The 23,799-nt window shown below is 67.4% G+C and carries 22 protein-coding genes and 1 tRNA gene; 9 read left to right on the top strand and 14 right to left on the bottom strand.

What is annotated here, in order from left to right:
- Nucleotides 1-2: 2 nt before the first annotated feature.
- On the top strand, nucleotides 3-848 hold the full coding sequence (locus E3O57_RS12170; protein ID WP_103460067.1) for a rhomboid family intramembrane serine protease: 846 nt from the start codon (nucleotides 3-5) through the stop codon (nucleotides 846-848).
- Between the two features lie 150 nt (nucleotides 849-998).
- Here the strand turns inward: E3O57_RS12170 and E3O57_RS12165 are convergent, their stop codons facing one another.
- Nucleotides 999-1,241 (bottom strand): cell division protein CrgA, encoded by a 243-nt coding sequence (locus E3O57_RS12165; protein WP_088454791.1) that lies wholly within the window; start codon nucleotides 1,239-1,241, stop codon nucleotides 999-1,001.
- 85 nt (nucleotides 1,242-1,326) lie between these two features.
- Between E3O57_RS12165 and E3O57_RS12160 the strand changes: the two genes are divergently transcribed.
- From E3O57_RS12160 to E3O57_RS12155, 3 genes are read left to right on the top strand one after another with little or no spacing between them, the layout of a single operon-like run.
- Nucleotides 1,327-2,127 (top strand): class E sortase, encoded by an 801-nt coding sequence (locus E3O57_RS12160; RefSeq protein ID WP_241990399.1) that lies wholly within the window; start codon nucleotides 1,327-1,329, stop codon nucleotides 2,125-2,127.
- A gap of 46 nt (nucleotides 2,128-2,173) precedes the next feature.
- A complete protein-coding gene (locus tag E3O57_RS18735; RefSeq protein WP_165787924.1) occupies nucleotides 2,174-2,335 on the top strand; it encodes a hypothetical protein in 162 nt (53 codons plus the stop codon).
- Nucleotides 2,332-2,970 carry an aminodeoxychorismate/anthranilate synthase component II gene (locus tag E3O57_RS12155; RefSeq protein WP_103460068.1) on the top strand — a complete coding sequence of 213 codons (639 nt, stop codon included), beginning with the start codon at nucleotides 2,332-2,334 and terminating at the stop codon, nucleotides 2,968-2,970. Before E3O57_RS18735 ends, E3O57_RS12155 begins: the two co-directional genes overlap by 4 nt.
- A gap of 124 nt (nucleotides 2,971-3,094) precedes the next feature.
- Here E3O57_RS12155 and pknB read toward each other — a convergent pair whose 3' ends face one another.
- The 7 genes from pknB to E3O57_RS12120 all read right to left on the bottom strand — a co-directional run bounded on the left by pknB (nucleotide 3,095) and on the right by E3O57_RS12120 (nucleotide 12,048).
- The gene (gene pknB, locus E3O57_RS12150; protein ID WP_103460069.1) at nucleotides 3,095-4,792 is read right to left on the bottom strand and encodes a Stk1 family PASTA domain-containing Ser/Thr kinase; all 1,698 of its coding nucleotides are present in this window, start codon (nucleotides 4,790-4,792) and stop codon (nucleotides 3,095-3,097) included.
- 81 nt (nucleotides 4,793-4,873) lie between these two features.
- Nucleotides 4,874-6,613, bottom strand: coding sequence for a protein kinase (locus tag E3O57_RS12145; RefSeq protein WP_103460070.1), 1,740 nt, complete (start codon nucleotides 6,611-6,613; stop codon nucleotides 4,874-4,876).
- Complete coding sequence (locus E3O57_RS12140) at nucleotides 6,610-8,061, bottom strand: penicillin-binding protein 2 (RefSeq protein ID WP_103460071.1); 1,452 nt, start codon at nucleotides 8,059-8,061, stop codon at nucleotides 6,610-6,612. Before E3O57_RS12140 ends, E3O57_RS12145 begins: the two co-directional genes overlap by 4 nt.
- The gene (locus tag E3O57_RS12135) at nucleotides 8,062-9,462 is read right to left on the bottom strand and encodes an FtsW/RodA/SpoVE family cell cycle protein (RefSeq protein ID WP_088454796.1); all 1,401 of its coding nucleotides are present in this window, start codon (nucleotides 9,460-9,462) and stop codon (nucleotides 8,062-8,064) included.
- The gene (locus E3O57_RS12130) at nucleotides 9,446-10,675 is read right to left on the bottom strand and encodes a PP2C family serine/threonine-protein phosphatase (RefSeq protein ID WP_088454797.1); all 1,230 of its coding nucleotides are present in this window, start codon (nucleotides 10,673-10,675) and stop codon (nucleotides 9,446-9,448) included. The genes E3O57_RS12135 and E3O57_RS12130 overlap by 17 nt, the downstream gene beginning before the upstream one ends.
- Nucleotides 10,676-10,678: 3 nt before the next feature.
- The gene (locus tag E3O57_RS12125; RefSeq protein ID WP_103479215.1) at nucleotides 10,679-11,305 is read right to left on the bottom strand and encodes an FHA domain-containing protein; all 627 of its coding nucleotides are present in this window, start codon (nucleotides 11,303-11,305) and stop codon (nucleotides 10,679-10,681) included.
- A complete protein-coding gene (locus E3O57_RS12120; protein WP_088454799.1) occupies nucleotides 11,302-12,048 on the bottom strand; it encodes a DUF3662 and FHA domain-containing protein in 747 nt (248 codons plus the stop codon). The genes E3O57_RS12125 and E3O57_RS12120 overlap by 4 nt, the downstream gene beginning before the upstream one ends.
- 216 nt (nucleotides 12,049-12,264) lie before the next feature.
- On the opposite strand from E3O57_RS12120, the gene E3O57_RS12115 reads away from it, so the two are divergent.
- Both E3O57_RS12115 and E3O57_RS12110 read left to right on the top strand, forming a co-directional pair.
- Nucleotides 12,265-12,348 (top strand) — tRNA-Leu (locus E3O57_RS12115).
- Between the two features lie 269 nt (nucleotides 12,349-12,617).
- The gene (locus tag E3O57_RS12110) at nucleotides 12,618-13,553 is read left to right on the top strand and encodes an aldo/keto reductase family oxidoreductase (RefSeq protein ID WP_103479216.1); all 936 of its coding nucleotides are present in this window, start codon (nucleotides 12,618-12,620) and stop codon (nucleotides 13,551-13,553) included.
- A gap of 6 nt (nucleotides 13,554-13,559) precedes the next feature.
- On the opposite strand, the gene E3O57_RS12105 is transcribed toward E3O57_RS12110, so the two are convergent.
- Together E3O57_RS12105 and E3O57_RS12100 are read right to left on the bottom strand one after the other, a co-directional pair.
- Nucleotides 13,560-15,047, bottom strand: a complete 1,488-nt coding sequence (locus E3O57_RS12105; RefSeq protein ID WP_103479217.1) for a PQQ-binding-like beta-propeller repeat protein — start codon at nucleotides 15,045-15,047, stop codon at nucleotides 13,560-13,562.
- 71 nt (nucleotides 15,048-15,118) lie between these two features.
- Nucleotides 15,119-16,531, bottom strand: coding sequence for a hypothetical protein (locus E3O57_RS12100; protein ID WP_133159762.1), 1,413 nt, complete (start codon nucleotides 16,529-16,531; stop codon nucleotides 15,119-15,121).
- Nucleotides 16,532-16,692: 161 nt separating this feature from the next.
- Between E3O57_RS12100 and E3O57_RS12095 the strand changes: the two genes are divergently transcribed.
- The 3 genes from E3O57_RS12095 to E3O57_RS18730 are packed head-to-tail and all read left to right on the top strand — an operon-like array spanning nucleotide 16,693 to nucleotide 18,102.
- On the top strand, nucleotides 16,693-17,145 hold the full coding sequence (locus E3O57_RS12095; protein ID WP_088457783.1) for an S-ribosylhomocysteine lyase: 453 nt from the start codon (nucleotides 16,693-16,695) through the stop codon (nucleotides 17,143-17,145).
- Nucleotides 17,142-17,900, top strand: coding sequence for a 5'-methylthioadenosine/S-adenosylhomocysteine nucleosidase (mtnN, locus tag E3O57_RS12090; protein WP_103479219.1), 759 nt, complete (start codon nucleotides 17,142-17,144; stop codon nucleotides 17,898-17,900). Before E3O57_RS12095 ends, mtnN begins: the two co-directional genes overlap by 4 nt.
- A 40-nt stretch (nucleotides 17,901-17,940) precedes the next feature.
- On the top strand, nucleotides 17,941-18,102 hold the full coding sequence (locus tag E3O57_RS18730; protein ID WP_165787925.1) for a hypothetical protein: 162 nt from the start codon (nucleotides 17,941-17,943) through the stop codon (nucleotides 18,100-18,102).
- Between the two features lie 10 nt (nucleotides 18,103-18,112).
- Here E3O57_RS18730 and E3O57_RS12080 read toward each other — a convergent pair whose 3' ends face one another.
- The 4 genes from E3O57_RS12080 to E3O57_RS12065 all read right to left on the bottom strand — a co-directional run bounded on the left by E3O57_RS12080 (nucleotide 18,113) and on the right by E3O57_RS12065 (nucleotide 23,790).
- Nucleotides 18,113-18,667, bottom strand: coding sequence for a DUF4287 domain-containing protein (locus tag E3O57_RS12080; protein ID WP_165787926.1), 555 nt, complete (start codon nucleotides 18,665-18,667; stop codon nucleotides 18,113-18,115).
- An 89-nt stretch (nucleotides 18,668-18,756) separates the two neighbouring features.
- Nucleotides 18,757-21,273, bottom strand: coding sequence for a glycoside hydrolase family 65 protein (locus E3O57_RS12075; RefSeq protein ID WP_088454805.1), 2,517 nt, complete (start codon nucleotides 21,271-21,273; stop codon nucleotides 18,757-18,759).
- Complete coding sequence (locus E3O57_RS12070; protein ID WP_088454806.1) at nucleotides 21,270-21,998, bottom strand: HAD family phosphatase; 729 nt, start codon at nucleotides 21,996-21,998, stop codon at nucleotides 21,270-21,272. The genes E3O57_RS12075 and E3O57_RS12070 overlap by 4 nt, the downstream gene beginning before the upstream one ends.
- Nucleotides 21,999-22,299: 301 nt before the next feature.
- Nucleotides 22,300-23,790 (bottom strand): MDR family MFS transporter, encoded by a 1,491-nt coding sequence (locus tag E3O57_RS12065; RefSeq protein WP_103479221.1) that lies wholly within the window; start codon nucleotides 23,788-23,790, stop codon nucleotides 22,300-22,302.
- Nucleotides 23,791-23,799 lie beyond the last annotated feature (9 nt).

The raw sequence follows: 23,799 nt of genomic DNA, 5'->3' as shown, positions 1-23,799 counted from the left end.
TCATGAGCCTGCCCGGAACCGCCGCCAACTTCTGTTACCGGCATCCGGGCAGGCAGAGTTTTATCCTCTGTCAGCGCTGTGGACGCACCATCTGCCCCGAGTGCCAGACCCAGGCCGCCGTCGGTGTCATCTGCCCCGAGTGCATGCGCGAGCAGCGCCAGAGCGCGCCCCGCACCAAGTCGGCCGCCCGCACCCGGCTCGGCCGCATGACCGCTGCCGGTGAGCCGGTGGTCACCTATTCGATCATCGCCCTGACCGTCGTGGTTTTCCTGCTGCAGCTCGTTCCCGGGCTCGATGTCACCAACCGGCTGCTCTACGCCGGCCTGTACTCCTACCCGGTCGCCTTCGAACCGTGGCGGATGTTGACCAGCATTGTTGTGCACTCCACGGGGTTCTTTTTCCACGTGCTCCTGAACATGTACACCCTGTGGATCTTCGGCCAGATCCTCGAGCGGATGCTCGGACGCGGCCGATTCCTCACGCTCTACCTGCTCAGCGGCCTGGCCGGTTCGCTGGGCGTGCTGTTCCTGGCCGACCCGCGCGTGGCCGTGGTGGGCGCCTCCGGGGCGATCTTCGGCCTGATGGGCGCGTTCCTGGTCATCCAGCGAAAGCTCGGCGGCAACGCCACCCAACTGTTGATCCTGGTGGGGATCAACCTGGTGATCGGCTTCCTGCCCGGGCTCAACGTCGCCTGGCAGGCCCACGTGGGTGGTCTCATCGGCGGTGCCGTCATCGGCCTGATCTACGTGCAGACCCGCCAGCGCAGTAAGCGGACCCTGCAGTTCGCCCTGATCGGCGGTTTCGCTGCCCTGCTGGTGGCGTTGAGCCTGACCAAGCTGTTCGTCTAGGCGGCCCGGCGACTGAGTTTCCCCAGGGTTATCCACACCCCGGGAGAAAGTTATCCACAGGAGTTTCCACATTGGGGATAATTACACTGCTGTAATTGACTACCCGAACGGGTGGTTAATTCACGCGGAACGGGTGGTGAACAACCGGGCTCAGCGCCAGCGGGTGGTCATCAGGAAGCCGATGAAGGCGATCCCGAAACCGACGAGGATGTTCCACGATCCGAACGCTGCGACGGGTAGGGCGCCCTGGCTCACGTAGAAGACGATGATCCAGGCCAGCCCGATGAGCATGAAACCGAACATCACGGGCTTGAACCAGACGGCGTTCGGGGCTTCCTCGCCCGCGCGGGCCTCGGGGCGGGCGGGCTTGGTTCGGGGATTTGTGCGTGCCATGCCTGCGATTCTAGCGTCACTGCCTGCGCGGGCCTGCCGGAACTGTCGGCAGATCACCATGTGCGCCCCGATTAGAATCGACTGCATGACCGAGTCGGCCAAGACCGAAGTTCCGGCCCTGCGCGGGCGGAGAGCCCTTCGCGGGCCGAAGGCGCGGGTGCGCCCCCGGGTGAGCGTGTTCGGCGTCCTCGGTGAACTGCTGATCACGGGCGGCGTGCTCGTGCTGCTCTTCCTGGGTTGGCAGCTCTGGTGGAACGACGCCGTGATGGCTGCCTCCCAGTCGCGTGCGGCGGAGTCGATCAGCCAGGGCTGGGTCGAAGACGTCAAGCCAGACCCGGCACCGGCTCCGGCTGCCGAGACGGGGTTCGGCGATCCCGTGGTTGCGACGGCCCCCGGTGATCAGACGGCCTTCGCCGTGCTGTACGTGCCGCGCTTCGGCGACACCTACAAGCGCACCATCGCCGAGGGCATCGGCACCAATGTACTGAACAGCCCCGACCTCGGCATCGGCCACTACCCGGGCACCCAGATGCCCGGGGAGGTGGGTAACTTCGCGATCGCCTCCCACCGCAGTGCCAATGGCGGCGGGATGCACCTGATCAACGAGCTGCAGCTGGGCGATGCGATCTACGTGCAGACCGCCGACGGCTACTACACCTACAGGTTCCGGGACATGGAGTACGTGCCGCCGAGCGCCGTCGAGGCCATCGCACCGGTCCCGCACGACCCTGACGGCACACCGGTGGACCGGCTGATCGCCCTCACCACCTGCAACCCGCTGTTGTCCACCGCTGAACGGATCATCGCTTACGGTGTGTTCGAGTCCTGGCAGCCGACCTCGGCCGGGCCGCCGACCGAGCTGGCGGCTCTGCTCCCCGCCGCTTAGCGGCCCCTCCCTCCACCCGCGACACAGAAGACCGAAGGAACATCCGATGTACGCAGCAATCTGGCGCCTGATGCCCGGACCGGTCTGGGTGCGCATCCTGCTCGTTCTGGTGCTCCTGGCCGCGGTGCTCTATTCCCTCGCCACCTGGGTATTTCCCTGGGTCGACACGATGGTCAACAACCAGGAAGTGACGGTGGGCGTCCCATGACCCGCATCCTTGTAATCGACAATTACGACAGCTTCGTCTACACCCTCAACGGATACCTGCGGGAGCTGGGCGCCGAGACCGAGGTCGTGCGCAACGACGCCTTCCCGGCAACGGATGTGGCCGCCCGCCTCGCCGAGTTCGACGGGGTGCTCGTCTCCCCCGGCCCCGGCAAGCCGTCCGACGCCGGGGTATCGATCGCGGCGGTGGAAGCGGCCCTCGCGACCAATCAGCCGTTGTTCGGGGTGTGCCTGGGCCACCAGGCCATCGCCGAGGCCTTCGGTGCGACAGTCACCAACGCCGAAGAGCTCATGCACGGCAAGACCTCGCAGATCACTCACGACGGCAGCGAGTTCTACGACGGGGTGCCCCAGCCCTTCACGGCCACCCGGTACCACTCCCTGGCCGTGGTGGACGGAACCGTCCCCAGCGATCTGGTGGTGACCTCCCGCACCCAGGGCGGAGTGATCATGGGACTGCGGCACGTCTCGGCGCCGATCCTCGGGGTGCAGTTCCATCCGGAGTCGGTGCTGACGGAGGGGGGCTACCTGATGGTGGCCAACTGGCTGGCGCTGGCCGGCCTGCCGGATGCGCGCGAGACGGCCAAGCACCTCACCCCGATGCTCAAGCTCAACTGACGGCTCCGCGGCCCCAGGTGGTCCGGACAGGATCGAGGGCGTGCCCAGTGCAGGTTGAGCCTGTCGAGCCTGTCGAGCCTGTCGAGAGACCCGGTGAGACGGCCTGCGCGGCGTTGGCGGCTGGTTAGCCGGCGCAGTAGGTCAGGACGACCTCGGACTTCTGCGGCACATCGCCGGGTGGCAGCGACTGCTTGGTGACCGGTGAGCCGTCGGCGCTGTCACAGGTGTAGTCGGGCTCGAGCTCCAACTCCAGTTGCGTGTTGTCGGATTGCAGGAGCGCGGTGGCCGCGGTGAGGGCCTGGCCGACGACGTTGGGCATGGTCACCAGGCCGCTGGACACCGTGAAGTCCACCGTGGAGCCGACCGGCGTCTTCTCTTCCGGAGCCGGGATGGTCTTCAGCACGATGCCCTCCGGAACGTCCGGAGAGTTCTCGGTGGTCACCGAGCCAGACACGAAGCCGCGTTCGGTGAGGAACGGTTCGGCCGCGGCGAACGGCTGCGTGGTGGTATCCGGCATATCGACAAGCTCAGCGCCAGACGACACGTAGACCTTGACGACGGTGGCCGGCGGTGCGATGGTGCCGGACGGCGGATCGGTGCGGATGACCTCGTCCTTGGCCACGGTGGGACTGCTCTCTTCGGCCTTCGTGGCGGCGAGATCCAATTCCAGCAACGCATCCTGAGCGTCGTCGTAGCTGAAGCCGGTGAGGACCGGAACCCGGCGGGACGTGTCGGGCAGGTTGTTGCTGGGGGTGAGGCTCAGCGCCCAGAACATCACGGCGATGACGATGACGATGACACTGACGATGCCGGCCCAGATCCAGATCACCGGGGGGCGACGCTGGGTACGGTCCATGGTCTGGTCTTCGGCAAGCTGTTTGAGGGCGAGCTCCGAACTCGATTCCACCTCTGGAGGCGCGCCGAACAGACCGCCGGCGACATCGTCCGCCGGGCGTTTCACGGGAATGTGGCCGGCGCCGGCCGTTTCGACGTCGTTGCGGAACTCGACGGCGCTCTGGTAGCGGCCGAAGCGGTCCTTGGCCAGGGCGTGTACCACTACCGTATCCAGCGCGGGGGACACCTTGGGGTTGATGGAACTGGGCTTGACCGGGGCTTCGCTGACATGCTGGTACGCCACGGCGACGGGGGTGTCGCCCCGGAACGGTGGGCGGCCCGTAAGCATTTCGAAGAGCACCACACCGCTGGAGTACAGGTCGGTGCGGGCATCCACCGACTCGCCCTTGGCCTGCTCGGGGGAGAAGTACGAGGCGGTGCCGAGGATGGCGGTGGTCTGGGCGACCGTCGTGGCGGAGTCGGAGATGGCCCGGGCGATACCGAAGTCCATCACCTTGACCTGGCCGGCCTTGGTGATCATGATGTTGCCGGGCTTGATGTCCCGGTGCACCACACCGGCACGGTGCGAGTACTCCAGGGCGGTCAGGACCCCGTCGATGATGCGCACGGCCTCGACGGAGTCGATCGGACCCTCACGGATGATGTCCTTGAGCAGACGCCCGTCGACGAACTCCATGATGATGAACGGGATCTGCGATTCGTTGCCGTTGTCCTCGGTGATGGTTTCTTCGCCGGCGTCGAAGACCCGAACGATCGTCGGGTGCGCCATTCGCGCGGCGGCCTGGGCTTCCTGGCGGAACCGGGTGCGGAAGGCGGGGTCCGCGGCGAGGGAGGACTTGAGGAGCTTGATGGCCACCGTGCGGCCGAGCCTGGAGTCGGTGCCGATGTGCACGTCGGACATGCCTCCGCGGCCGATCGACGCCCCCACGCGGTATCGACCAGCAAGCAGACGGCCCTCATCACTCAATGCAAAACTCCCTGCTCGCGGACAATGTTGATCATTTTAGTCAAGATCCGGTGGGCGCCGGCGGGCGCCCACCGGGTGCACCTACCCTGCAGGCGTGGTGGGGGTCGGGACGGGCACAACCGGCGCCGTCACGGTGACCGTGCTCGCGCCCGAGTAGTCGGAGGCCGTCTCGCCGCAGAAGTACCGGAACTTCACGGTGAAGTTTCCGGTGCCCGCCGTGACGGTGGTCGTGGTCGTGTCCGGCCCGGTGCGAGCGGGGGAGGAGACCCCGTTGCCCTCGGCGAGCAGCTCGTAACCGGAGAGCTCCTGGCCGGCCGGGCAGGACTGCCCCGGCCAGGTGACCGTGACGGTACCGGCGGGAGCGACGGTGGACGGCGTGGCCGACGGCGTGCCTGAGGGCGCGTCGGGGAGCGCGGGAATGAAGTCGGAATAGACCCGCACCTCGATCGGCGTGCCCTCGGCGACCCGACCCGTGGGGTTGATCCCGTAGACCCTGTCGACCTGGTCGGCGTCGGGCGCGGCCTTGTCCGCCACCACGTTGGCGCTGAGACCGAGCTCGCTGAGCCGGTCCCGTGCCTCGGAGCTGGTCATACCGAGGAACTCGTTCTGGTCGAGTTCCACCATGTTGGTGGTCGGCGTTGGTGTCGGCGTGGGCGTGGTCTTGGGCGGAGTCGGCGTCTGGGAGGTTGCCGTGGGTTCCGGTTCCGGCGTGGCGGCCGGCTGCATGAACAGCGTGACCAGGGTACCGACGAGAACCAGACCGAGGATGGAGATGAGCGCCACCAGCGGCCAGGTCCAGGGACTGCGCTTCTTCTTTTTCTTGGGATCCGCTGCGGCTGCCGCGGCGGCCGCCTCAGCGCGGGTGCCCGGCTGTGTCACACCGGACGCTGACGGCATCAGCTGGGTGGTCTGGTCGTTGCCGGCACCGGGCATCAGCATGGTGGCCGCTGTGGGCGTGAGGCCCGTCATGACGGCCGGTACGGATGCGGCAGCGGCCGCGACGTCACCGCGGCGGAGCGCGATGGCGGCACGAGCCAGGTGCGCCGCCGAGGCGGGGCGCTCGGCTGGGTTCTTGGCCAGGCAGGAGATCACCAGGTTACGGACCGGCTCCGAGACCGTTTCGGGCAGGGGCGGTGGCTGCTCGTTGATCTGAGCCATCGCGATCGCCACCTGGGACTCGCCCGTGAACGGGCGCCGGCCGGCGAGGCTTTCGTAGGCGACGATGCCCAGGGAGTAGATATCGGTGGTCGGCGAGGCCGAGCGTCCGCTCGCCTGTTCGGGCGAGAGGTACTGCACCGTGCCCATGACCTGGCCGGTCGCGGTGAGGGGAACCTGGTCGGCGATACGTGCGATGCCGAAGTCGGTGATCTTGACGCGGCCCTCTGGGGTGATCAGCAGGTTGCCCGGCTTGATATCGCGGTGCACGAGCCCGGCCGCGTGCGCGGCATGCAGGGCGGCGGCGGTCTGCGCGACGATGTCGAGGACCTTGTCGGCGGGCAGCGTGTGCTCGCGTTCGAGGATCGTGGAGAGCGCCTCACCGGGCACCAGCTCCATGACGAGGAAGGCGCTGCCGTCTTCTTCGCCGTAGTCGAAGACGTTGGCGATGCCCTCGTGGTTCACCAGGGCGGCGTGCCGGGCCTCAGCGCGGAAGCGCTCGAGGAATCCGGGGTCGCCAAGGTACTCGTCCTTGAGGATCTTGATGGCGACTGTGCGCCCGATCACCAGGTCGACGGACTGCCAAACCTCGCCCATACCGCCGATGGCGATGCGGGATTGCAGCTCGTATCGTCCCCCGAAGGTGAGCCCTGCTGTGGGTCTCATTTATTCAGCACCGCCTCTAGTACCTGTTTCGCTATCGGTGCGGCAAGCAAGTTGCCGTACCCCGTCTGACCGAGTCCCCCGCCATCTTCGATGAGAACGGTGATCGCGTATTGCGGGTCTGCCGCGGGGGCGAATCCGGTGAACCACAGTGTGTATGGGTCATCGGCGCCGTTCTCCGCAGTCCCCGTTTTTCCCGCCACGTCGACTCCGTCTATTCTTGCATTGCTCGCGGCCCCGTCCTGGACCCCGTTGACCATCATCTGGGTCATGGTCGCCGCGGTTTCGGCGCTGAGCACCCGGTCGGCGGCGACGGGTTCGAAGGTCTGCAACGGGCTGAGGTCCGGTGCCAGGATTTCATCGACCAGGTTGGGCTGCATTTCGATACCTCCATTGGCGATCGTCGCTGAGACCAGCGCCATCTGCAGTGGTGTGGCGCGCACGCTGGTCTGGCCGAAAGCCGACAGGGCAGTCTGCGCGTCGTCGGGGTCTTCGGGATACTCACTGGCGGTGACCGACAGGGGGATGGTGAATTCGGAGTTGAAACCGAACTTCTCCGCCATGGCGCGGATGGCGTCATCGCCGAGCGCCAGGCCGAGCTCGGCCATGGGGATGTTGCAGGACAGTTTGAGCGCCGTGGCGATGGTTACGGTGTCGCCCGAACCGCAGGTGCCGCCGCCGGAGTTGATCACGACGGAGCTGGAATTGGGCAGCGTCCAGGTCGCCGGGTTCGGGAAGGTGCTCTCCGGGGTGTACTGACCCGATTCCAGGGCCGCAGCCACCACCACGAGCTTGAACACCGAACCGGGCGGGTTGAGCGAATTGATGGCCCGGTTGATCAGCGGGTTGCCCGGAGCGTTGACGAGGGCGTCGTAGGTGTCGTTGACCGCGGCACTGTCGTGCACGGCGAGGGTGTTGGGGTCGTAGCTCGGCTTGGACACCATCGCGAGCACCCGGCCGGTTTTGGGCTCGGTGACGACGACGGAGCCGGTGTTGTCGCCCAGCGCGTCCCACGCGGCCTGCTGCGCGACCGGGTCGATGCTGGTCTCGACCGAGGCGCCCTTGGGGTCCTGGCCGGTGACCAGGCTGGAGACCTGGTCGAAGAACTGCGCATTCGAGGTGCCGCTGAGCTCGCCGTTGAGGGCCTGCTCCAGCCCGGTGGGCGCACCGTTGACCGGGATGAAGCCGGTGATCGGGGCGTAGAGCAAGCCGTTGCTGTAGGTGCGCTGGAACTTGTAGTTGTCATCGACCGGCATGGACTGGGCGATCGGCTCGCCGCCGGCGAGGATCGCGCCGCGCTCGACGGAGTAGCTGTCGAGAAGGGTGCGGGTGTTCCGGTCATCCGCCGCGAGGTTATCGGCCTGGAAGACCTGCACGACGGAGGTTGATCCGAGCAGGGCGGCGAACATGAGCATCACGACGATACTCACGCGCTTGAGTTCACGATTCATCTAGACCACCAGCCGAGGTTGGTTGCGCACAGTGTCGGACAATCGCAGCAGCAGGGCCACGATGATCCAGTTGGCGACGAGGGAGGAGCCACCGGCGGCCAGGAACGGGGTGGTGAGGCCGGTGAGCGGGATGACACGGGTGACACCGCCGATGACGATGAAGCACTGCAGGGCGATGACGAAGGAGAGTCCGACGCCGAGAAGCTTGCCGAAGTCGTCTTGCCCGGCGAATCCGATACGGAAGCCGCGGGCGACCAGGAGCAGGTACAGGGCCAGGATCGCGAAGACGCCGGCCAGGCCGAGTTCTTCGCCGAGGCTGGCGATGATGTAGTCGCTCTGGGGGACCGGGGTGAGTTCCGGACGGCCCTGGCCGAGGCCGGTGCCGATCAACCCGCCCTTGGCGAGGCCGAAGAGACCCTGAACGAGCTGGTAACTGCCGCCGGCTGCGTCGTAGACGGCCGGGTTGAGCGCATCCAGCCAGTTGGTGAACCGGCCGTTGACGTACTCGAGGGTCTGGCTGGCGATGAGGGCCCCACCGAGGAACAGGCCCATGCCCAGCAGCACCCAGCTGAGCCGGCCGGTGGCGAGGTAAAGCATCACCAGGAACAGTCCGAAGTACAACAGGGCTGTGCCCAGGTCGCGCTGGAAGATGATGACCGACATGGACAGGGCCCAGACGACCAGGATCGGGCCGAGGTCGCGCAGACGCGGGAAACGCATTCCCAGGAACTTCTTGCCGACCATGGAGAGGCTGTCGCGGTTGCGCACGAGGTAGCCGGCGAAGAACACGGCCAGGGCGATCTTGGCGATCTCGCCGGGCTGGAAGGTGGCGAACGAGCCGAAGCCGATCCAGACCCTGGCACCGCTGACCTCGCGGCCGAGACCGGGAACCAGTGGCAGCAGCAACAGCAGAACGCCGACAAAGCCGGCGACGTAGGTGTACCTGAACAGCACGCGGTGGTTGCGGATGATGAGGAGCACGGCGATGGCGAGGGCGATGGCCAACCCGCTCCACACCGTCTGCCGCACGGCGGCACTGGCCCAGCCGGCTTCCTCGTTGGCGATATCGATGCGGTAGATCATCGCGATGCCGATGCCGTTGAGCAGGGTGGCGATCGGCAGGATGAACGGGTCGGCCTCCCTCGCGACAAAACGCAGCACGATGTGCATCGCGAAGACCAAACCGGACAAGCTCGCGCCCAGGAGCACCAGGGTGGTGTCGATCTGGCCGAGTGCGCCCAGCTGCACGAGCACGACGGCGCCCAGGTTGATGCCGCAGGCGAGGATCAGCAGAAACAGCTCGAGATTGCGCAGCTTCTGCGGCAGGTGCAACCGGCGGATTTTGCCGGTCTGCGGGGCCGCCTCGCGGGCATCCGAGGTCGTTTTACTCTGCCGGGGCATTGCTCAACCGTTCCACGATGAGTTTGGCGTCTTCCAGGGATGACGCGTTGATGGTGCGCTCCACCAGCTGGCGGTCGTAGACGCGCAACTGGTTCAGCTCCAGGTTGGTGTCTTCGTAGACGCTGGACAGTTTGAGCGGGCCCAGATCCTGCTGGATGCCCTGGTAGATCGCGACGGTGCTGCCTTCGACGCCGACGAAGTACCGGCTCTGCGTCCACTGGTAACCCAGCAACGCGGCACCGACGATGGTCACGATCAGCAGCACGATGGCGGCCAGCCAGGTGACCTTGCGGCGTGTGGCGCGGCGCGCGTCTTCCTCGATGAGTTCGGACAGGTAGTCCTGGGAGTCGGGTTCGAAGTGGGTTTCCCGCACGGGGTGCAGCCGCAGCGATGGGATGCGGGGCGCGCGGGTGCGCACCGGCTCCTCACCGAACGCCAGCGGCGCCGCGGCGGAGCCGACCACGATCGGCTCACCCAGTCGTTCTCCGCCGGAACCGATGTCGACGACGACGATGGTGACGTTGTCTGGCGCGCCGCCGTCCAGGCTCTCCTTGACCAGGCGGTCGGCAACGGCCTGCGCATCGAGCGAGGATCTCAGGGCGTTGCCGATGCCCGTGTTCGACACCACGCCGCTCAGCCCGTCGGAACAGATCAGCCAGCGGTCGCCCGCCCGGGTGGCCAGGATCGAGGTGTCGATCTCCGGAGAGGACTCGACGTCGCCGAGCACCCGCATCAACACCGACCGGCGCGGATGCACCATGGCTTCGGCCTCGGTGATGCGACCGCTGTCGACGAGGCGCTGCACGAAGGTGTGGTCGGTGGTGATCTGCGACAGCTCACCGTCCCGGAACAGATAGATCCGGGAATCACCGATGTGCGCGATGGCGACCTGGTCATCGAGCACCACGAGGGCGCTGACGGTGGTGCCCATGCCGGTGAGTTCGGCGTGCTCGAAAACAGTCTCGGCCAACTGCGAGTTCGCGGCGATCAGCGCAGCCTGGAGCGCGAACTCGGCGTCCTGAGCCGACAGGTAGGCCGTGTCGGCCTCCATGATGCGCTTGGTGGCGATGGCCGAGGCCACGTCACCACCGGCGTGTCCGCCCATGCCGTCGGCCACGACGAACAGGGTGTGTCCCGCGTACCCGGAGTCCTGGTTGTTGGACCGAATCTTGCCAACGTTGGACGCGGCTGCGCTGTGACTAACCGATGCCATGCACTACCGCCGAAGCTCGAAGCTCGTCGCGCCGATTTTCACGGTGGCGTTCAGCGGCACCGACGTGGGCACGGCAACACGTTTGCCGTCGAGGAAGGTGCCGTTGGTGGAATCCAGGTCCTGCACCATCCAGTCGTCATGCCACAGCATCAGCCGTGCGTGGTGGGTGGAGGTGTAGTCGTCCCGGATGACCAGGCTCGAATCGCTGGACCGGCCGATGGTGACGGGCTCGGTGCCGAGCGGGAACTCGGTGCCGGCCTTGGGTCCGGAGGTGATGACCAGGCGGGTGGCGGTCTGCGCGGTGGCCTTCTCTGGCCCGGCTTGCGGGAGCGGAGCGGCCTTCTCTGGCCCGGCTTGCGGGAGCGGAGCGGCCTTCTGGCGGGAGAACTGCTCGGTGGGTGCGGAGGCCGAGGCCGCCGGGGGCTGCGCGAACGCTCCGGCGGGTACCGGCGCGGGCGGCGGGGTGGCGAAGGGTACGGGTGCCGCTGCGGGCGCATCCGTGGACATCTTGCGCACTCGCTGGCCGAACAGGTCACTGCGGAGGGCGTAGACGATGCCGAAGATGAACAGCCAGAGCACCAGCAGGAACGCCAGGCGCAGGACAAGAAGGGTCAGTTCACTGGGATTCATGCGTTCGGCCCCCAGAAACCGCCCATATCGTGCCGTTGGGTGGACTCGTCGACCCGACGGGCCTCGGTTCTGTCGGTGCCGGCCTGGGCGACGACCCTGAAGACGATGCTGGTGCGCCCGATGGTGATGACAGAGTCGGGCTCCAGGATGGCCTGTTTGACGGGGGAGCCGTTCAGCTGGGAGCCGTTGGTGGAGCCGAGGTCGCGTACCTGGGCGCGGGCGCCGTCCCAGATGATCTCGACGTGGCGGCGGGAGGTGCCGGTGTCGTCGATGGTGATGTCGGCGTCCGAGCCGCGGCCGATCACCGTGCGGGACTTGACGAGCTGATGACGGTGCCCGTTGATGTCAACGACCGGGGTCCAGGCCACGCTGCCGTTGACGGAGGTGGAATCGATCTGCACCATGCCCTCGCTGAGGCCGGGGTCGTTGGCGAACGTGATCGAGACGACGCCGGTGAACTGATAACCCTGCGAGGACGCGTGCTGCTGCACGAGCTGGACGAGTTCGTCGATGAGGGCGGGGCCCAGATCTCTCATGCGGCCGAAGTCGGCCTGGGCCAGGCGCACGGTGAAGCGATTGGGCGCCAGGATACGATCCCGCGACACGACCGCGGCTTTGGTGTCGAGCTCACGACGCAGCGCTGAGGTGATCTCCACCGGCTGCACGCCCGACTTGAAGGTCTTGGCGAAAGCGCCGTTTACGGCGCGCTCAAGACCTTTCTCAAAGTTATCCAGTATGCCCACAGGTCTCCCGATCCGGTCCGTTTGGCTATGAGCATGTTACTTGCCTCACGTGTTAACTCGCCCAATGGGCGGGTCAGGGCACGGGAAGTCATCCTACGGGGGTAGTGCGGTCAGACCACTAACGGGGGGCATTCCGCGGGTCTGGGGCAGGCTGAGTCGGGGCGGAAGCCCTCGAATGGCGCTCAGGCCCTGCGGAATGCTAGGATTTCAAAGTTCGCGCGAGTGGCGGAATTGGCAGACGCGCTGGCTTCAGGTGCCAGTGTTCGAAAGGACGTGGGGGTTCAAGTCCCCCCTCGCGCACAGTGAAAAAGTGCACGATGGATGAATAATCTGCGCGAACAGGAAAGGCCCCCGGGAAACCGGGGGCCTTTCGTCATTCTCGGTGGTGCATACGGAACTGCACTCGCTGTCACGCTCTCACCGGATTCACCAGTTCTGGTTCTCAATGGCATCGGTGAGTGTTGTTGTACTTCTGCACCGCGCGTCCCTACGGTGGAATTACACCGCAGCGGCGCGAGAGGCTCGAACGTGCAGCACCCGCCGCCGGTGCATCACCCGAGAGGACCACCGTGAAGCGATTCACCATGCCCGGAACCGAGATCGTCGCCCCGAACGTTGTGCTGGGCCTGATGCGGATCGCGGAGAAGACCGACGACGAGGTGCGCGAACTGGTGCGCACCGCCCGTGACGCCGGCATCGACTTCCTCGACCACGCCGATGTGTACGGCACCGACCTGCACGGGTGCGAGCGCCGGTTCGCCGAGGCGATGCAGCTCACCCCGTCGCAGCGTGACGAGCTGACCATCCAGACCAAGACCGGGATCGTGGGGGATGGGCCGTACTTCGACTTCTCTTATGAACACATCATGGATTCGGTGGACGGTTCCCTGGCCGCGCTCAACACGGACCACATCGACATCCTGCTGCTGCACCGCCCCGACGCGCTTGTCGAACCCGCAGAGGTCGCCAGGGCCTTCGACGAGCTGGACGCCGCCGGCAAGGTGCGCGCCTTCGGTGTCTCCAACCACACCCCGCGCCAGATCGACCTGCTCAAGAAGTACGTACGACAGCCGCTCGTTGCCAATCAGCTGCAGCTCTCGATCACCCACGCTCCGATCGTCGCGCAGGGCGTGGCGGCGAACATGGCCGGAGAGCAGCAGTCGCTCACCCTCGACGGCGGCGGAATCCTGGACTACTGCCGGCTGAACGACATCACGGTTCAGGCCTGGTCGCCGTTCCAGGCCGGCTTCTTCACCGGGGTCTTCCTCGGCTCAGCGGAGTACCCCGAGCTGAACGCGGTCATCGACCGTCTCGCCGCTGCCTACGACGTTCCCGCGATCGCCATCGCCACGGCCTGGATCACCCGCCACCCCGCACAGATGCAGGTGGTGCTCGGCACCACCAGCCCTGAGCGGGTGGCCGCGGCCGCGCTCGGCTCGGAGATCCCGCTCACCCGCTCAGAGTGGTACGAGCTGTTCCGCGCCGCGGGCTACCGGGTGCCGTAACCCTGGCTAGTCCTCGACGGTGAAGCCGAGGAGGGCGCCGGGGGAGGCGACGATCAGTCGCCCGGCTCCGGCGTCGACCCCGACCATCCGCACCGACCCGATCGAGAACGTGTCACTGAGCTCTCCGGTCGCTTCGCAGGCTTGGTGGTCGTCGCCGCCACCGAACGACGTGCTCTCTCCGGTTCCGGGGTACATCGCGATCAGCGGCTCGCGCTGGATGGAGCAGGCGTAGACGGCCTCCTCCGAGGCGTCGGAGTGCTCCCCGGTGATGAGGTTCACGATCGTCGATTCGCCGTCGATGAGCCTGACGCTGTCGGCAGAGAATGAGGCGAAGGTCGATTCCTTCTCGTCGCCGGTGCCGTTGTAGTCGTCGCCGCCCAGCGGGAGGGTCCAGTCGATCTCCCCTGTTGCCACGTCGACCCCGACGAGATCCACGTCGAAGTCGGTGCGGGTGACGTCGAAGCCCGACCCGTCTGCTTTCTTGACGACCGATGTTGTACCGGAGTTGATGACGCAGAAGGTGCGCTTGCCGTCGGCGCGCGCCTCTTCACGCACGTAATAGTCACAGAACTCGGCTCCGTCGAGGCTCCAGACGCTCTCACCGGACTCCGGATCCAGCGCCACGACGCGCTGCTGCGTTGCGTCGTCGGTGTATTCGGTGGCGTCCGCACGGGACGCGTCGAACAGGCCCCCGGCGCCGATCAACAGGCCGGTGGTTTTCTCTTTGGTCCAGAACCAACCGCCGTCGGACGAGGTGCCCTCGCCGAAGACATCCTGATAGGGGCGCTCCCAGAGAAGCTCGCCGTCGGCGCTGCTGCCGAGCATCTCGGTGCCTTCCGGGGGTCGGCTATTGGTGGAATAGACGCGGTTGCCGATCAGGCGGGCCGAGTCCGGCAGCACGACGTCGGTATCCGGGGTGATCTCGCCTCCGGCGGTGGTGAAGCGGTAGCTCAGGCTGCCGGCGTCGTAGTCGGTCTGCTTCCAGCCCGTGAAACAGATATCGGTGCCGTCGGCGCAGGATGACGGTCGGCTGGTCGCCCAGACCCGGTTGTCGGTCAGCGGGACAGGCGTTCCCGTGCCGAGGTCCGCCAGCACCAGGTCCTGCCAGTCTTTGTCGTCGCCCGGGCGAAGGTAGGCGGCGTAGTGCTGGTCGCCATCGCTGATGATGGTGGCCGACGCCTGCACGCCGACCGTTGCCGCCCCGGTCACTGCGCTGTCGGCCCAGAGCTGTTCACCGGTCGTGGCGTCCCAGGCCACGACCTGCAGGGAACCTGAGGACGCCTTCGCGTAGGCGAGAACCACGCCGTCTGCCGCGGCGGGATCGCCGACCAGGGACGCGTCGACGGACCAGTCCGGCGTGGCCACCTCGTCGAGCTCCCGAGCCGCGATATCGGCGGCGCTTTCCGGGATCAAGCTGGTCCCCGGTGTGCAGCCGGTGAGAGCAACAAGCAGCACCAGAGCCGCGATCGGCAGCGTGGACGTGGCTCTGAACATGGTTTCCCCCGAATCCCCCCTGGCGCGCTCGCCAAGACTGCAAGTATGGCGCATCCGCCCCGCTCGGGTGACTATCGAGAACGAACGCAGGGCGCGGTGGCGTTGATCGAGATGCCCGCGGCGGTGCCGCGGATCGACAGGGTCTCCAGGCTGCCGTCCGGCACGGAGTAGAAGTCTGTTCCCATGGCACGGTCGGATCGGCTGAAGCCGCTGATCTCCCAGGCCGTTGTGATCGCGTCGAAGGCCTCGTCGGCGCTGTCGGCGATCTCGAAGATCGGGATCACGACAGAGCCCGTCACCTGCTCGTCGGAGCCGCCGGTGCACGTCGTGGTGGTGACAGAGGCCGGCCCGCGGATGCCCGCTTCGTCGCCGGCGGCATCCAGCAGCGCCGTCACCAGGGCGAGGTCGCCGGCAATCCGGGTGGTGGCATCCGCCGGATCGACGACGGCCGGGGGAGTGGCGCCGGGCAGCCCGGCCAACCTGTCGTCGGGCTCGGCCGAGCCGAGCGGGAGCCCCAGGTAGCCCGTCAAGGTCTCTGGTGAGTCGGTGGCGGTGGCTGGTGCCAGGGATACGTCGAAAGATGCCAGAGGCAGGCCGTCGACCTGGGTCTGGGAGTCGTCGAGCTCGGTCAGCAGGCCGGCCACGTCCTCGACGTCTCCGAGAGCCGCGACCCGCACCCTCAGGTTCGGACGCCACGCTGCGGAGTCCTTGCGGTTGTCGACACCGTCGAAGTACACGGAAGTGACCGCCAAGTCGGTGCTGAGCTCGGCGAGAAACCGTACCAGGCCGGTTCCGGGCGAAGTGGGGTCGATTGTCAGGGAGGAGCCCTCGCTCGAGCCGTCCGCCGGCGAGGTGAGAGTGATCGCCGGCAGGGCTCCGCTGCCGAAATCGGGCAGTGCCCGGACTGTTGTTGTCAGGTCGGCCCAGACCGAGGCGGACTCGACCTCGATGCCGACAGGCTCACCGTGCTGGAACACCGACACCGACAGGGTTCCAGGCAGGTCGCGCAGGGCGACGGCCGCGTCGGCCATCTGCTCAGGATCGAGGCTGGTGATGACGCCGATGCCGGGCGGCGAGAAGCTCAGCGACACGTCGGCGCCCCCCTTCTCGCCCGGGATCCGCACGACGGAACTCATCGAGACCGTGCCGTTCTGGGCAGCCGAGTCGACCGACACCGCCAGAGCCGGCACGTCCACGTTCGAGTCGTCGGCCTGCACCGTGAAGTGGGCGTCCCACAGGTCCGGTGCGGTGGGCGACGTGTCGGACTGGGCGAAGCCGTCGCTGACCCGGATGTCCGCGGTCACACTGGCCACCCCGGGGGTGGCCCGGATCTCGGTCAGGGCCTCGTCGACCACCGTAGTGACCTCTGTCGGTGGCCCGTCGGCGGGCCCTGCCCAGGCCGCGCACCCCGTCAGCGTAAGCGCCAGCGCCAGCGCCCCGACCCCCGCGCCGGCCGTCATCCGTAAGAACCCCCGTGCTGTCATCGAGCCAGTATCCCGCACCGACCTGGACGGTGTGCCACGCGGAGCCAGGCGCCCGGCTGAACACTCACGGCCGACTCAAGGCCTGCCTGTTACTGTCGGTTGGTCACCTCGAACCGAGCTGACACCACAGTCGTCAGGGAGATCCCGTGAATCAGCCGCGCATGAACGTCGAGTCGTTCAACCTCGACCACCGCACCGTCGTTGCGCCGTACGTGCGCCTGGCCGACACCAAGGTGCTGCCGCTGGGCGATGTCATCGTGAAATATGACGTGCGCTTCACTCAGCCCAACGTCGCCCACCTGGAGATGCCGGCGGTGCACTCGATCGAGCACCTCTTCGCCGAGCACTCCCGCAACCACTCGGACCGGGTCATCGACTTCTCGCCGATGGGCTGCCAGACCGGTTTTTACCTGATCCTGCAGGGACGACCGGAGTTCACCGAGGTGCTCGAGCTGATCGAGGCCACCATGACCGACATCCTCGGCGCCTCCGAGGTGCCGGCGGCCAACGAGGTGCAGTGCGGCTGGGGCGCGAACCACTCGCTGAGCGCCGCCCAGGAGGCCGTGACGGTGTTCTTGGCCGGCCGCGACGGCTGGGCCAACGTCACCGCATGAGCAGCGTAGACACCCTCGGCGCGAGCACCCTCATCCCCGACAGCCCCGACGCGATCGTCCTGGTCGCCATGGCGGAGGAGGCCGCGCCGTTCCTGGCGGCGGCCACCGTCGCCGCCGAACCGGTCACCGTGGGCAAGGCCCTGCAGTACCGGCTGACGCTGGCCGGGCGCGATGTGCTGCTCGTGCAGGGCGGTATCGGGCTGGTCAATGCGGCCGGTGCAACGACATCCGCGATTCTCGCCGCCCGGGCGGGTGACCCTGTGGCCGCGCCGCTGGTGATCAGCGCCGGCTCGGCCGGCGGCGTGGGCGTAGAGGTGCGGGTCGGTAAGGTCGTGATCGGCAGCGACTGCCTGAACAGCGACGCGGATGCGCGCCCCTTCGGCTACGCCCTCGGCCAGGTGCCCGGTATGCCCGCCCGGTATGCCGGCGCGGCTGCTGCCCTCGACGCCGCCGAAACGCCCACCCGGATGCCCGACGGGTCGGCCCTGGTCGTGCAACGCGGGCTGATGGTCTCCAACGACAAGTTCGTGGGCCCCGAGCTCGCCGAGACCCTGCGCGAGCTGTTCCCAGGGGTGCTCTGCACCGACATGGAAACCGTGGGAATCGCGCAGACCTGCTTCGCCTACGGGGTGCCCTTTGTGGCCATCCGCGGCATCTCGGATCTGTGCGGACCCGTGGGCGATCACCTCACCCACGTTGACGATGCGGCCGAACGTTCGGCCGTGGTGGTGCTGGAAACCCTCCGCCGGCTCTAGAGCTCGTCCATCGCGGGCGGGGGAGACCGGACCGATCACGGTGCTGCTGGTCGTGCCGGCGTTGCGCGCATCCGCCGAGGAGGTGATGGCCAACCCCGCCGGTACCGCCAGGGTGGCCGGTTACCCGCGTATCGCCGCCGGATCCGGCATCGTCACCCTGTTGCTGGTCGGCGTGACCGTGGTGATGGTCTGGAAGCCGTAACCGGGGCGGGTCAGGCAGCCTCGTAGGCGCGCCGCAGCCAATCGAGCACCTCGGCGGTGAGATCGTCGGGCTCGGCCAGGCGCAGCCGGTGGGTGACCATGCTGTTCCAGCTGCCGGATGCCTCCAGCGCGTCGGCGCCATCGACGCCGGGCAGCTTGAGGCCCAGGTCGAGCCGGCCGGCGGTGACCTGCACGATGGCGAACTTCTTCGTCGCCTTGAGCAGACTGATGTAGCTGTTCGTGGGAGCGAGGTTCACCTCGCCGCTCTCACGGGCGTGGCTGACCAGGGCGTCGTAGGTACCCCGCCAGTGCGCCTTGCCGCCGCCGAACTGGGCGTTGATCTTCTCGTCGACCGGCAGGCGCTGCCCGGAAACCTGCCCCAGGGCCGAGACGAGGGCCATCGCATGGCCGGTGCCGAGGCCATAGTCGTCCTTCAGCCAGGCCACGATGCGGGCGGTCTTCACGCCGGGCCCGAGCAGGCCCTTGGCGGCCGCGGCGGCACGGAAGTCGTCCGGGTCGAGGCCGGTTTTGGCCTTGATGGTGTCGAAATACGCCTGGATCGTCATGGAGGTCCTCGCTGCGAGCCGGATCAGTGACGTTAACGTAGCAGGGCCGCGCATCCGGGTGGATGCGCGGCCCTGCAATGGTGCGAACGCTAGTCGAGCGTGGGCATCTGCTCGGTGATGTGCGCGATCGTGGGGATCGACGAGGTGATCACGGTGCCGTCGGCGCGACGGGTGTCCTCGATGAGCGCCGCCGTGGGAGCGCCGGGGTCGCGGGCGCCCTGGTGCGACAACGGAACGGTCTCCGGCTGGCCGGCAGTCACGATGACCTGCAGACCGCGCACGGTGAGCCGCGCCTCGGTGCCCTCCTCGATGCTGAGGTGCACGCTGGTCTGCGTGACGGCCACGCGCAGGCGAGAGCCCTTCAGCGTGACCCTGAAGATCAGCTCATCCCAGTCCTCCGGCAGGCGCGGGTCGAGCGTGATGCGCCCGCTGTGGTCGCGCAGGCCACCGAACCCGTAGACCAGCGCGCTCCACACGCCACCGGCGGAGGCGACGTGCACGCCGTCCTGCGCGTTGTGGTGCAGGTCGGCGAGGTCCACGAACAGCCCGGAGGTGAAGTAGTTCAGCGCGAGCTCGTGGTAGCCCACCTCGGCGGCGATGATCGACTGCACGACATCCGACAGCGTGGAGTCGCCCGTGGTCAGCGGGTCGTAGTAGTCGAAGTCGGCACGTTTCTCTTCCGGCGTGAACTGGTCGCCCTGCAACAAGAGCGCCAGCACCACGTCGGCCTGCTTGAGCACCTGGAAACGGTAGATCACCAGCGGGTGGTAATGCAGCAGCAGCGGCCGGTTCTCCGGCGGCGTCGCGGTGAGGTCCCAGCGTTCCTTCTCGAGGAACTGGGCGTCCTGCGGGTGGATGCCGAGGTTGCGGTCGAAGGGGATGTGCATCGCCTCGGCGGCGAAGGACCACTCCATCACCTCGGCCTCATCGAGCTTCAACCGTGCGGACATGGAGTCGAACGAGGCCCGGTCGACCGAGTACAGCCGGCGCACGCTCTTCACCGCGGCACGCAGGTTGGAGCGGGCCATGATGTTCGTGTACAGGTTGTCGTTGACGACGGTGGTGTACTCGTCCGGGCCGGTGACGCCGTGGATGTGGAAGACGTCGTTGCCGTTGCCGCGCCAGAAGCCCAGGTCGGCCCACATCCTGGCGGTCTCCACCAGGATGTCGATGGCTTCGCGGGCGAGGAAGTCCTCGTCGCCGGTGGCCGCGACGTACTGGCTGAGCGCATAGGAGATGTCGGCGTCGATGTGGTACTGCGCCGTGCCGGCCGCGTAATACGCGCTGGACTCGAGCCCGTTGATGGTGCGCCACGGGAACAGGGCGCCGAGCTGGTTCAGCTCGGTGGCGCGGGCGCGGGCGTGGTCGAGCATGCCGTGCCTGAAGCGCAGGGCGTTCCTGGCCGCGTTCGGCGACGTGTAGGTGAGGAACGGCAGCACGTAGACCTCGGTGTCCCAGAAGTAGTGCCCGCCGTAACCGGACCCGGACACCCCCTTGGCCGAGACGCCCTGGCCGTCGGCGCGCATGGACGCCTGGGCGAGCTGGAAGAAGTTCCACCGGGTGGCCTGCTGCAGGGCCGGCTGGCCGGGCAGCTCGACATCCGTGCGGGCCCAGAATGCGTCGAGCCAGTCGCGCTGCTCCTGGATGATCGCGGCGACGCCGGCTTCCTTGGCACGGTCGAGGGTGCGGTCGCACCGGTCGGCGAGCTCGTGCGTGGGCACCCCGGCCGAGGTGTGGTAGCTGAGCAGCTTGGTGATGCGGATGGGGTTGCCCATCTTGGCCTTCACCTTGTACACGTGCTTGGCCAGATCGTCGCCCAGCTGCGACGACTCGTCGAAGTCGTTGATCGTGTCGATCGAGTGGTCGGACGCCGTGGCGATGGTCATGCCGGAGTTGGTGCACCGGAAGCCCAGGATGTAGCGGCCGTTGTTGGCCCGCTTCAACCGCGGCTGCAGCACCCGGTCGGTGAACGTCTCGGCGCGGCGGGGATCCCAGTCGTTCGCCGAACCGGACTTGGGCCGGTCGTACTCGCCGATGCCGTCCTGCCGGTTGAGGGTCTGGCTGGAGATGACGACCGACGCGTCGGCATCGAGCATGGTGACCTCGTACTCGATCACAGCGAGGTGGCGTTCGGTGAACGACACCAGGCGGCGCGAGCGGATCAGCACCTGCTTGCCCGACGGGGTGCGCCAGACCAGCGACCGCGACAGGATGCCGTCGGCGAAGTCGAGCCGGCGCTCGTAGCTGAGCAGCTCGGCGAGGGTGAGAACCAGGGGCTCGTCATCGACGTAGATGCGGATGATCTTCGCATCCGGTGCGTTGACGATGGTCTGGCCGACCCTGGCGAAACCGAAGGCCTCTTCGGCGTGCCGGATGGGCCATGTCTCGTGGAACCCGTTGATGAAGGTGCCGTGCACGTGGCCGTCGCGGCCCTCGTCGACGTTGCCGCGGAGCCCCAGGTAACCGTTGCCGACGGCGAACAGGGTCTCGGTGCGGCCCATGTCCTCGCCGGAGAAGTCGGTCTCCACCAGCGCCCACTCATCGAGCGGGAACCGGCTGCGGTCCAGTGGGTCGGAGAGGTTCTGGATGGTCGCGTCAAGAGTCATGCGCGCACTCCACTCGGGGTCAGGACGGTGCTGCCGATCAGCGGCAGGAGTTCGTCGAGGTCGGTGACGACGGTGTCGGCCCCCGCCTCGAAGAGCACGTGGGCGCCGACGCCGCGGTCGACACCGAGCACCAGGCCGAAGTCGCCGGCGCGGCCGGACTGGATGCCGGACTCGGCGTCTTCGACGACGACACACTGGGCGGCGGTGAGGCCGAGCAGCTCGGCGGCGAACGCGTAGGTATCGGGGGCGGGCTTGCCGGCGAGCTTCTCGGCGCGGGCGCGCACACCGTCGACGACGATCTCGAACCTGTTACGCAGGCCCGCGGCGGTGAGCACCATCTCACCGTTGAGGGAGCTGGTGACCACGGCGACCTGGATGCCGGCCGCGACGACCGCGTCGAGGAACCGGAGCGAACCGGGGTACGGGCTCACGCCGTCCTCGGCGAGGGTCTCGTTGAATGCCTTGTTCTTGCGGTTGCCGAGTCCGCAGACGGTCTCGAGCTCCGGCGCATCCGTGGGCTCGCCGTCGGGCAGGGACAGGCCGCGGGAGGCCAGCAGTGACCGCACGCCGTCGTACCGGGGCTTGCCGTCGATGAAGCCGAAATAGTCGGCGTCGGTGTACGGCTTGACGCCCTTCGACTCGAGGAACGGGGTGAACAGTCGCGACCAAGCGCTCATGTGCACCTCGGCGGTGGGGGTGAGCACACCGTCAAGGTCGAAGAGCACGCCGCGCGCGCCAAGTACCCGGTCTCGGGTCTCAGCTGGCGTAAGGGGGGAGTGGGGGGAAGTCAATATGGAGCCCTGCTTGGTAGGTGCGTGACGAACAGATGGCGGAAACCGGGTAGTCGAGCTTGTCACCTGCTCTGCGGATCACGAAATTCCGAAGGCTAACGCCCCAGGGTTCGGGAGGCCGAGCACGTGCAAGTCGATCCTAGGTCGCGGACCGGTCAAGCATGGTGCCGGAGTGTTAACATTCTGTTGCCATTCGGGCGGACTCGGCGCGCTGTGATGCCGCCTCGGTGAACGCTCAGTGGGCCATCATCGGCGCGTCGTGGGTGTCGGTGACCGACGGGGCCGGCTTGCGGATGAAGAACGCCAGCGGGATCGCGAAGAGCGAGATGATCGCGCCGTAGAGGAAGGCGCTCTGGGTGCCCGCCGCCGTCGCGGCGACCTCGCCGGCACCGTTGGCCATCTGCGTCGCCGCGGTCGAGGACATCACCGTGACGAACAGGGCCGTGCCCGCGGCTCCGGCCAACTGCTGGGCGGTGCCGACGACGGCGCTACCGTGCGAGTACAGCTTGGGCTTGAGGGAGGCGAGCGCCGAGGTGAACAGCGGAGTGAACAGGAACGCCAAGCCGAAGCTCAGTGTCACGTGGGCCACGAGCACCCACCAGACCGGCGTCGTGGCGGTGAGCATGGTGAGGAACCAGAACGCGGCGCTGACGATGATCGACCCCGGCACGAGCAGGACGGTGGGGCCGAACCTGTCGTAGAACCGGCCGACGAACGGGGCGAGCAGGCCCATCGTGAGACCGCCGGGCAGCAGCAACAGACCGGTGGTCAGCGCATCCAGGCCCAGCACGGTCTGCATGTAGATCGGCAGCAGGATCAGGGTGCCGAACAGGGCCATCATGCTCACGGCGAGCATCACGATGGCGAAGCTGAACGTGCGCGAGACGAAGGTGCGCAGGTCGAGCAGGGCCTTGTCGGTGCGCTGCAGCGTGAGCTGGCGCCAGACGAACAGGGCGATCGCCAGCACGCCGATGGCCAGCGGCACCAGGCCGGCGGCGGCGTTGCCTGTGGCGGATTCGCCGAGGTTGCTCAGCCCGTAAACCAGGCCGCCGAAGCCGAAAGCCGAGAGGATCACCGAGACGACGTCGAGGGGCACCGCGGTGGGAGTGGTCACGTTCTTGATGCGTGCGGCGCCGAGCGCCAGGGAGCCGAGGGCGATCGGCAACACGAGGATGAACATCCAGCGCCAGTCGAGCACGCTCAGGATGAGGCCGGAGATCGTGGGGCCGATCGCCGGGGCGACCGAGATGACAATGGAGATGTTGCCCATGGTCTTGCCGCGGGCGGCCGGTGCCACCAGGGTCATCACGGTGGTCATCAGCAGCGGCATCATGATGGCGGTGCCCATGGCCTGCACCACCCGGCCCACGATGAGCACCTCGAAGCCCGGTGCGATGGCGGCGATGAGGGTGCCCGTGCTGAACAGGGTCATCGCGGCGAGGAAGACCGGGCGGGTGTTGAACCGCTGCAGCAGGAAACCGGTGATCGGGATCACCACGGCCATGGTGAGCATGAACGCGGTCGTCAGCCACTGGGCGGCGCCGGCCGTGATGTTCAGGTCCTTCATCAGGTGCGGCAGCGCCACACCCATGATGGTCTCGTTGAGGATGACCACGAACGCGGACACCAGCAGCAGCGAGATGACGAGCTTGGTGCCGGCGGCATCCGGGGCATTGCCGGTCGGCGCGGCGGGCGCGGGGGCAGTGGTGACGGCGGAGTCGGTCATCGGGGTCCT

It is taken from the genome of Cryobacterium sp. TMN-39-2 (genome assembly GCF_004402745.1).
Classification (GTDB): domain Bacteria; phylum Actinomycetota; class Actinomycetes; order Actinomycetales; family Microbacteriaceae; genus Cryobacterium; species Cryobacterium zongtaii.
This window is presented reverse-complemented; position numbering and strand designations above follow the sequence as displayed.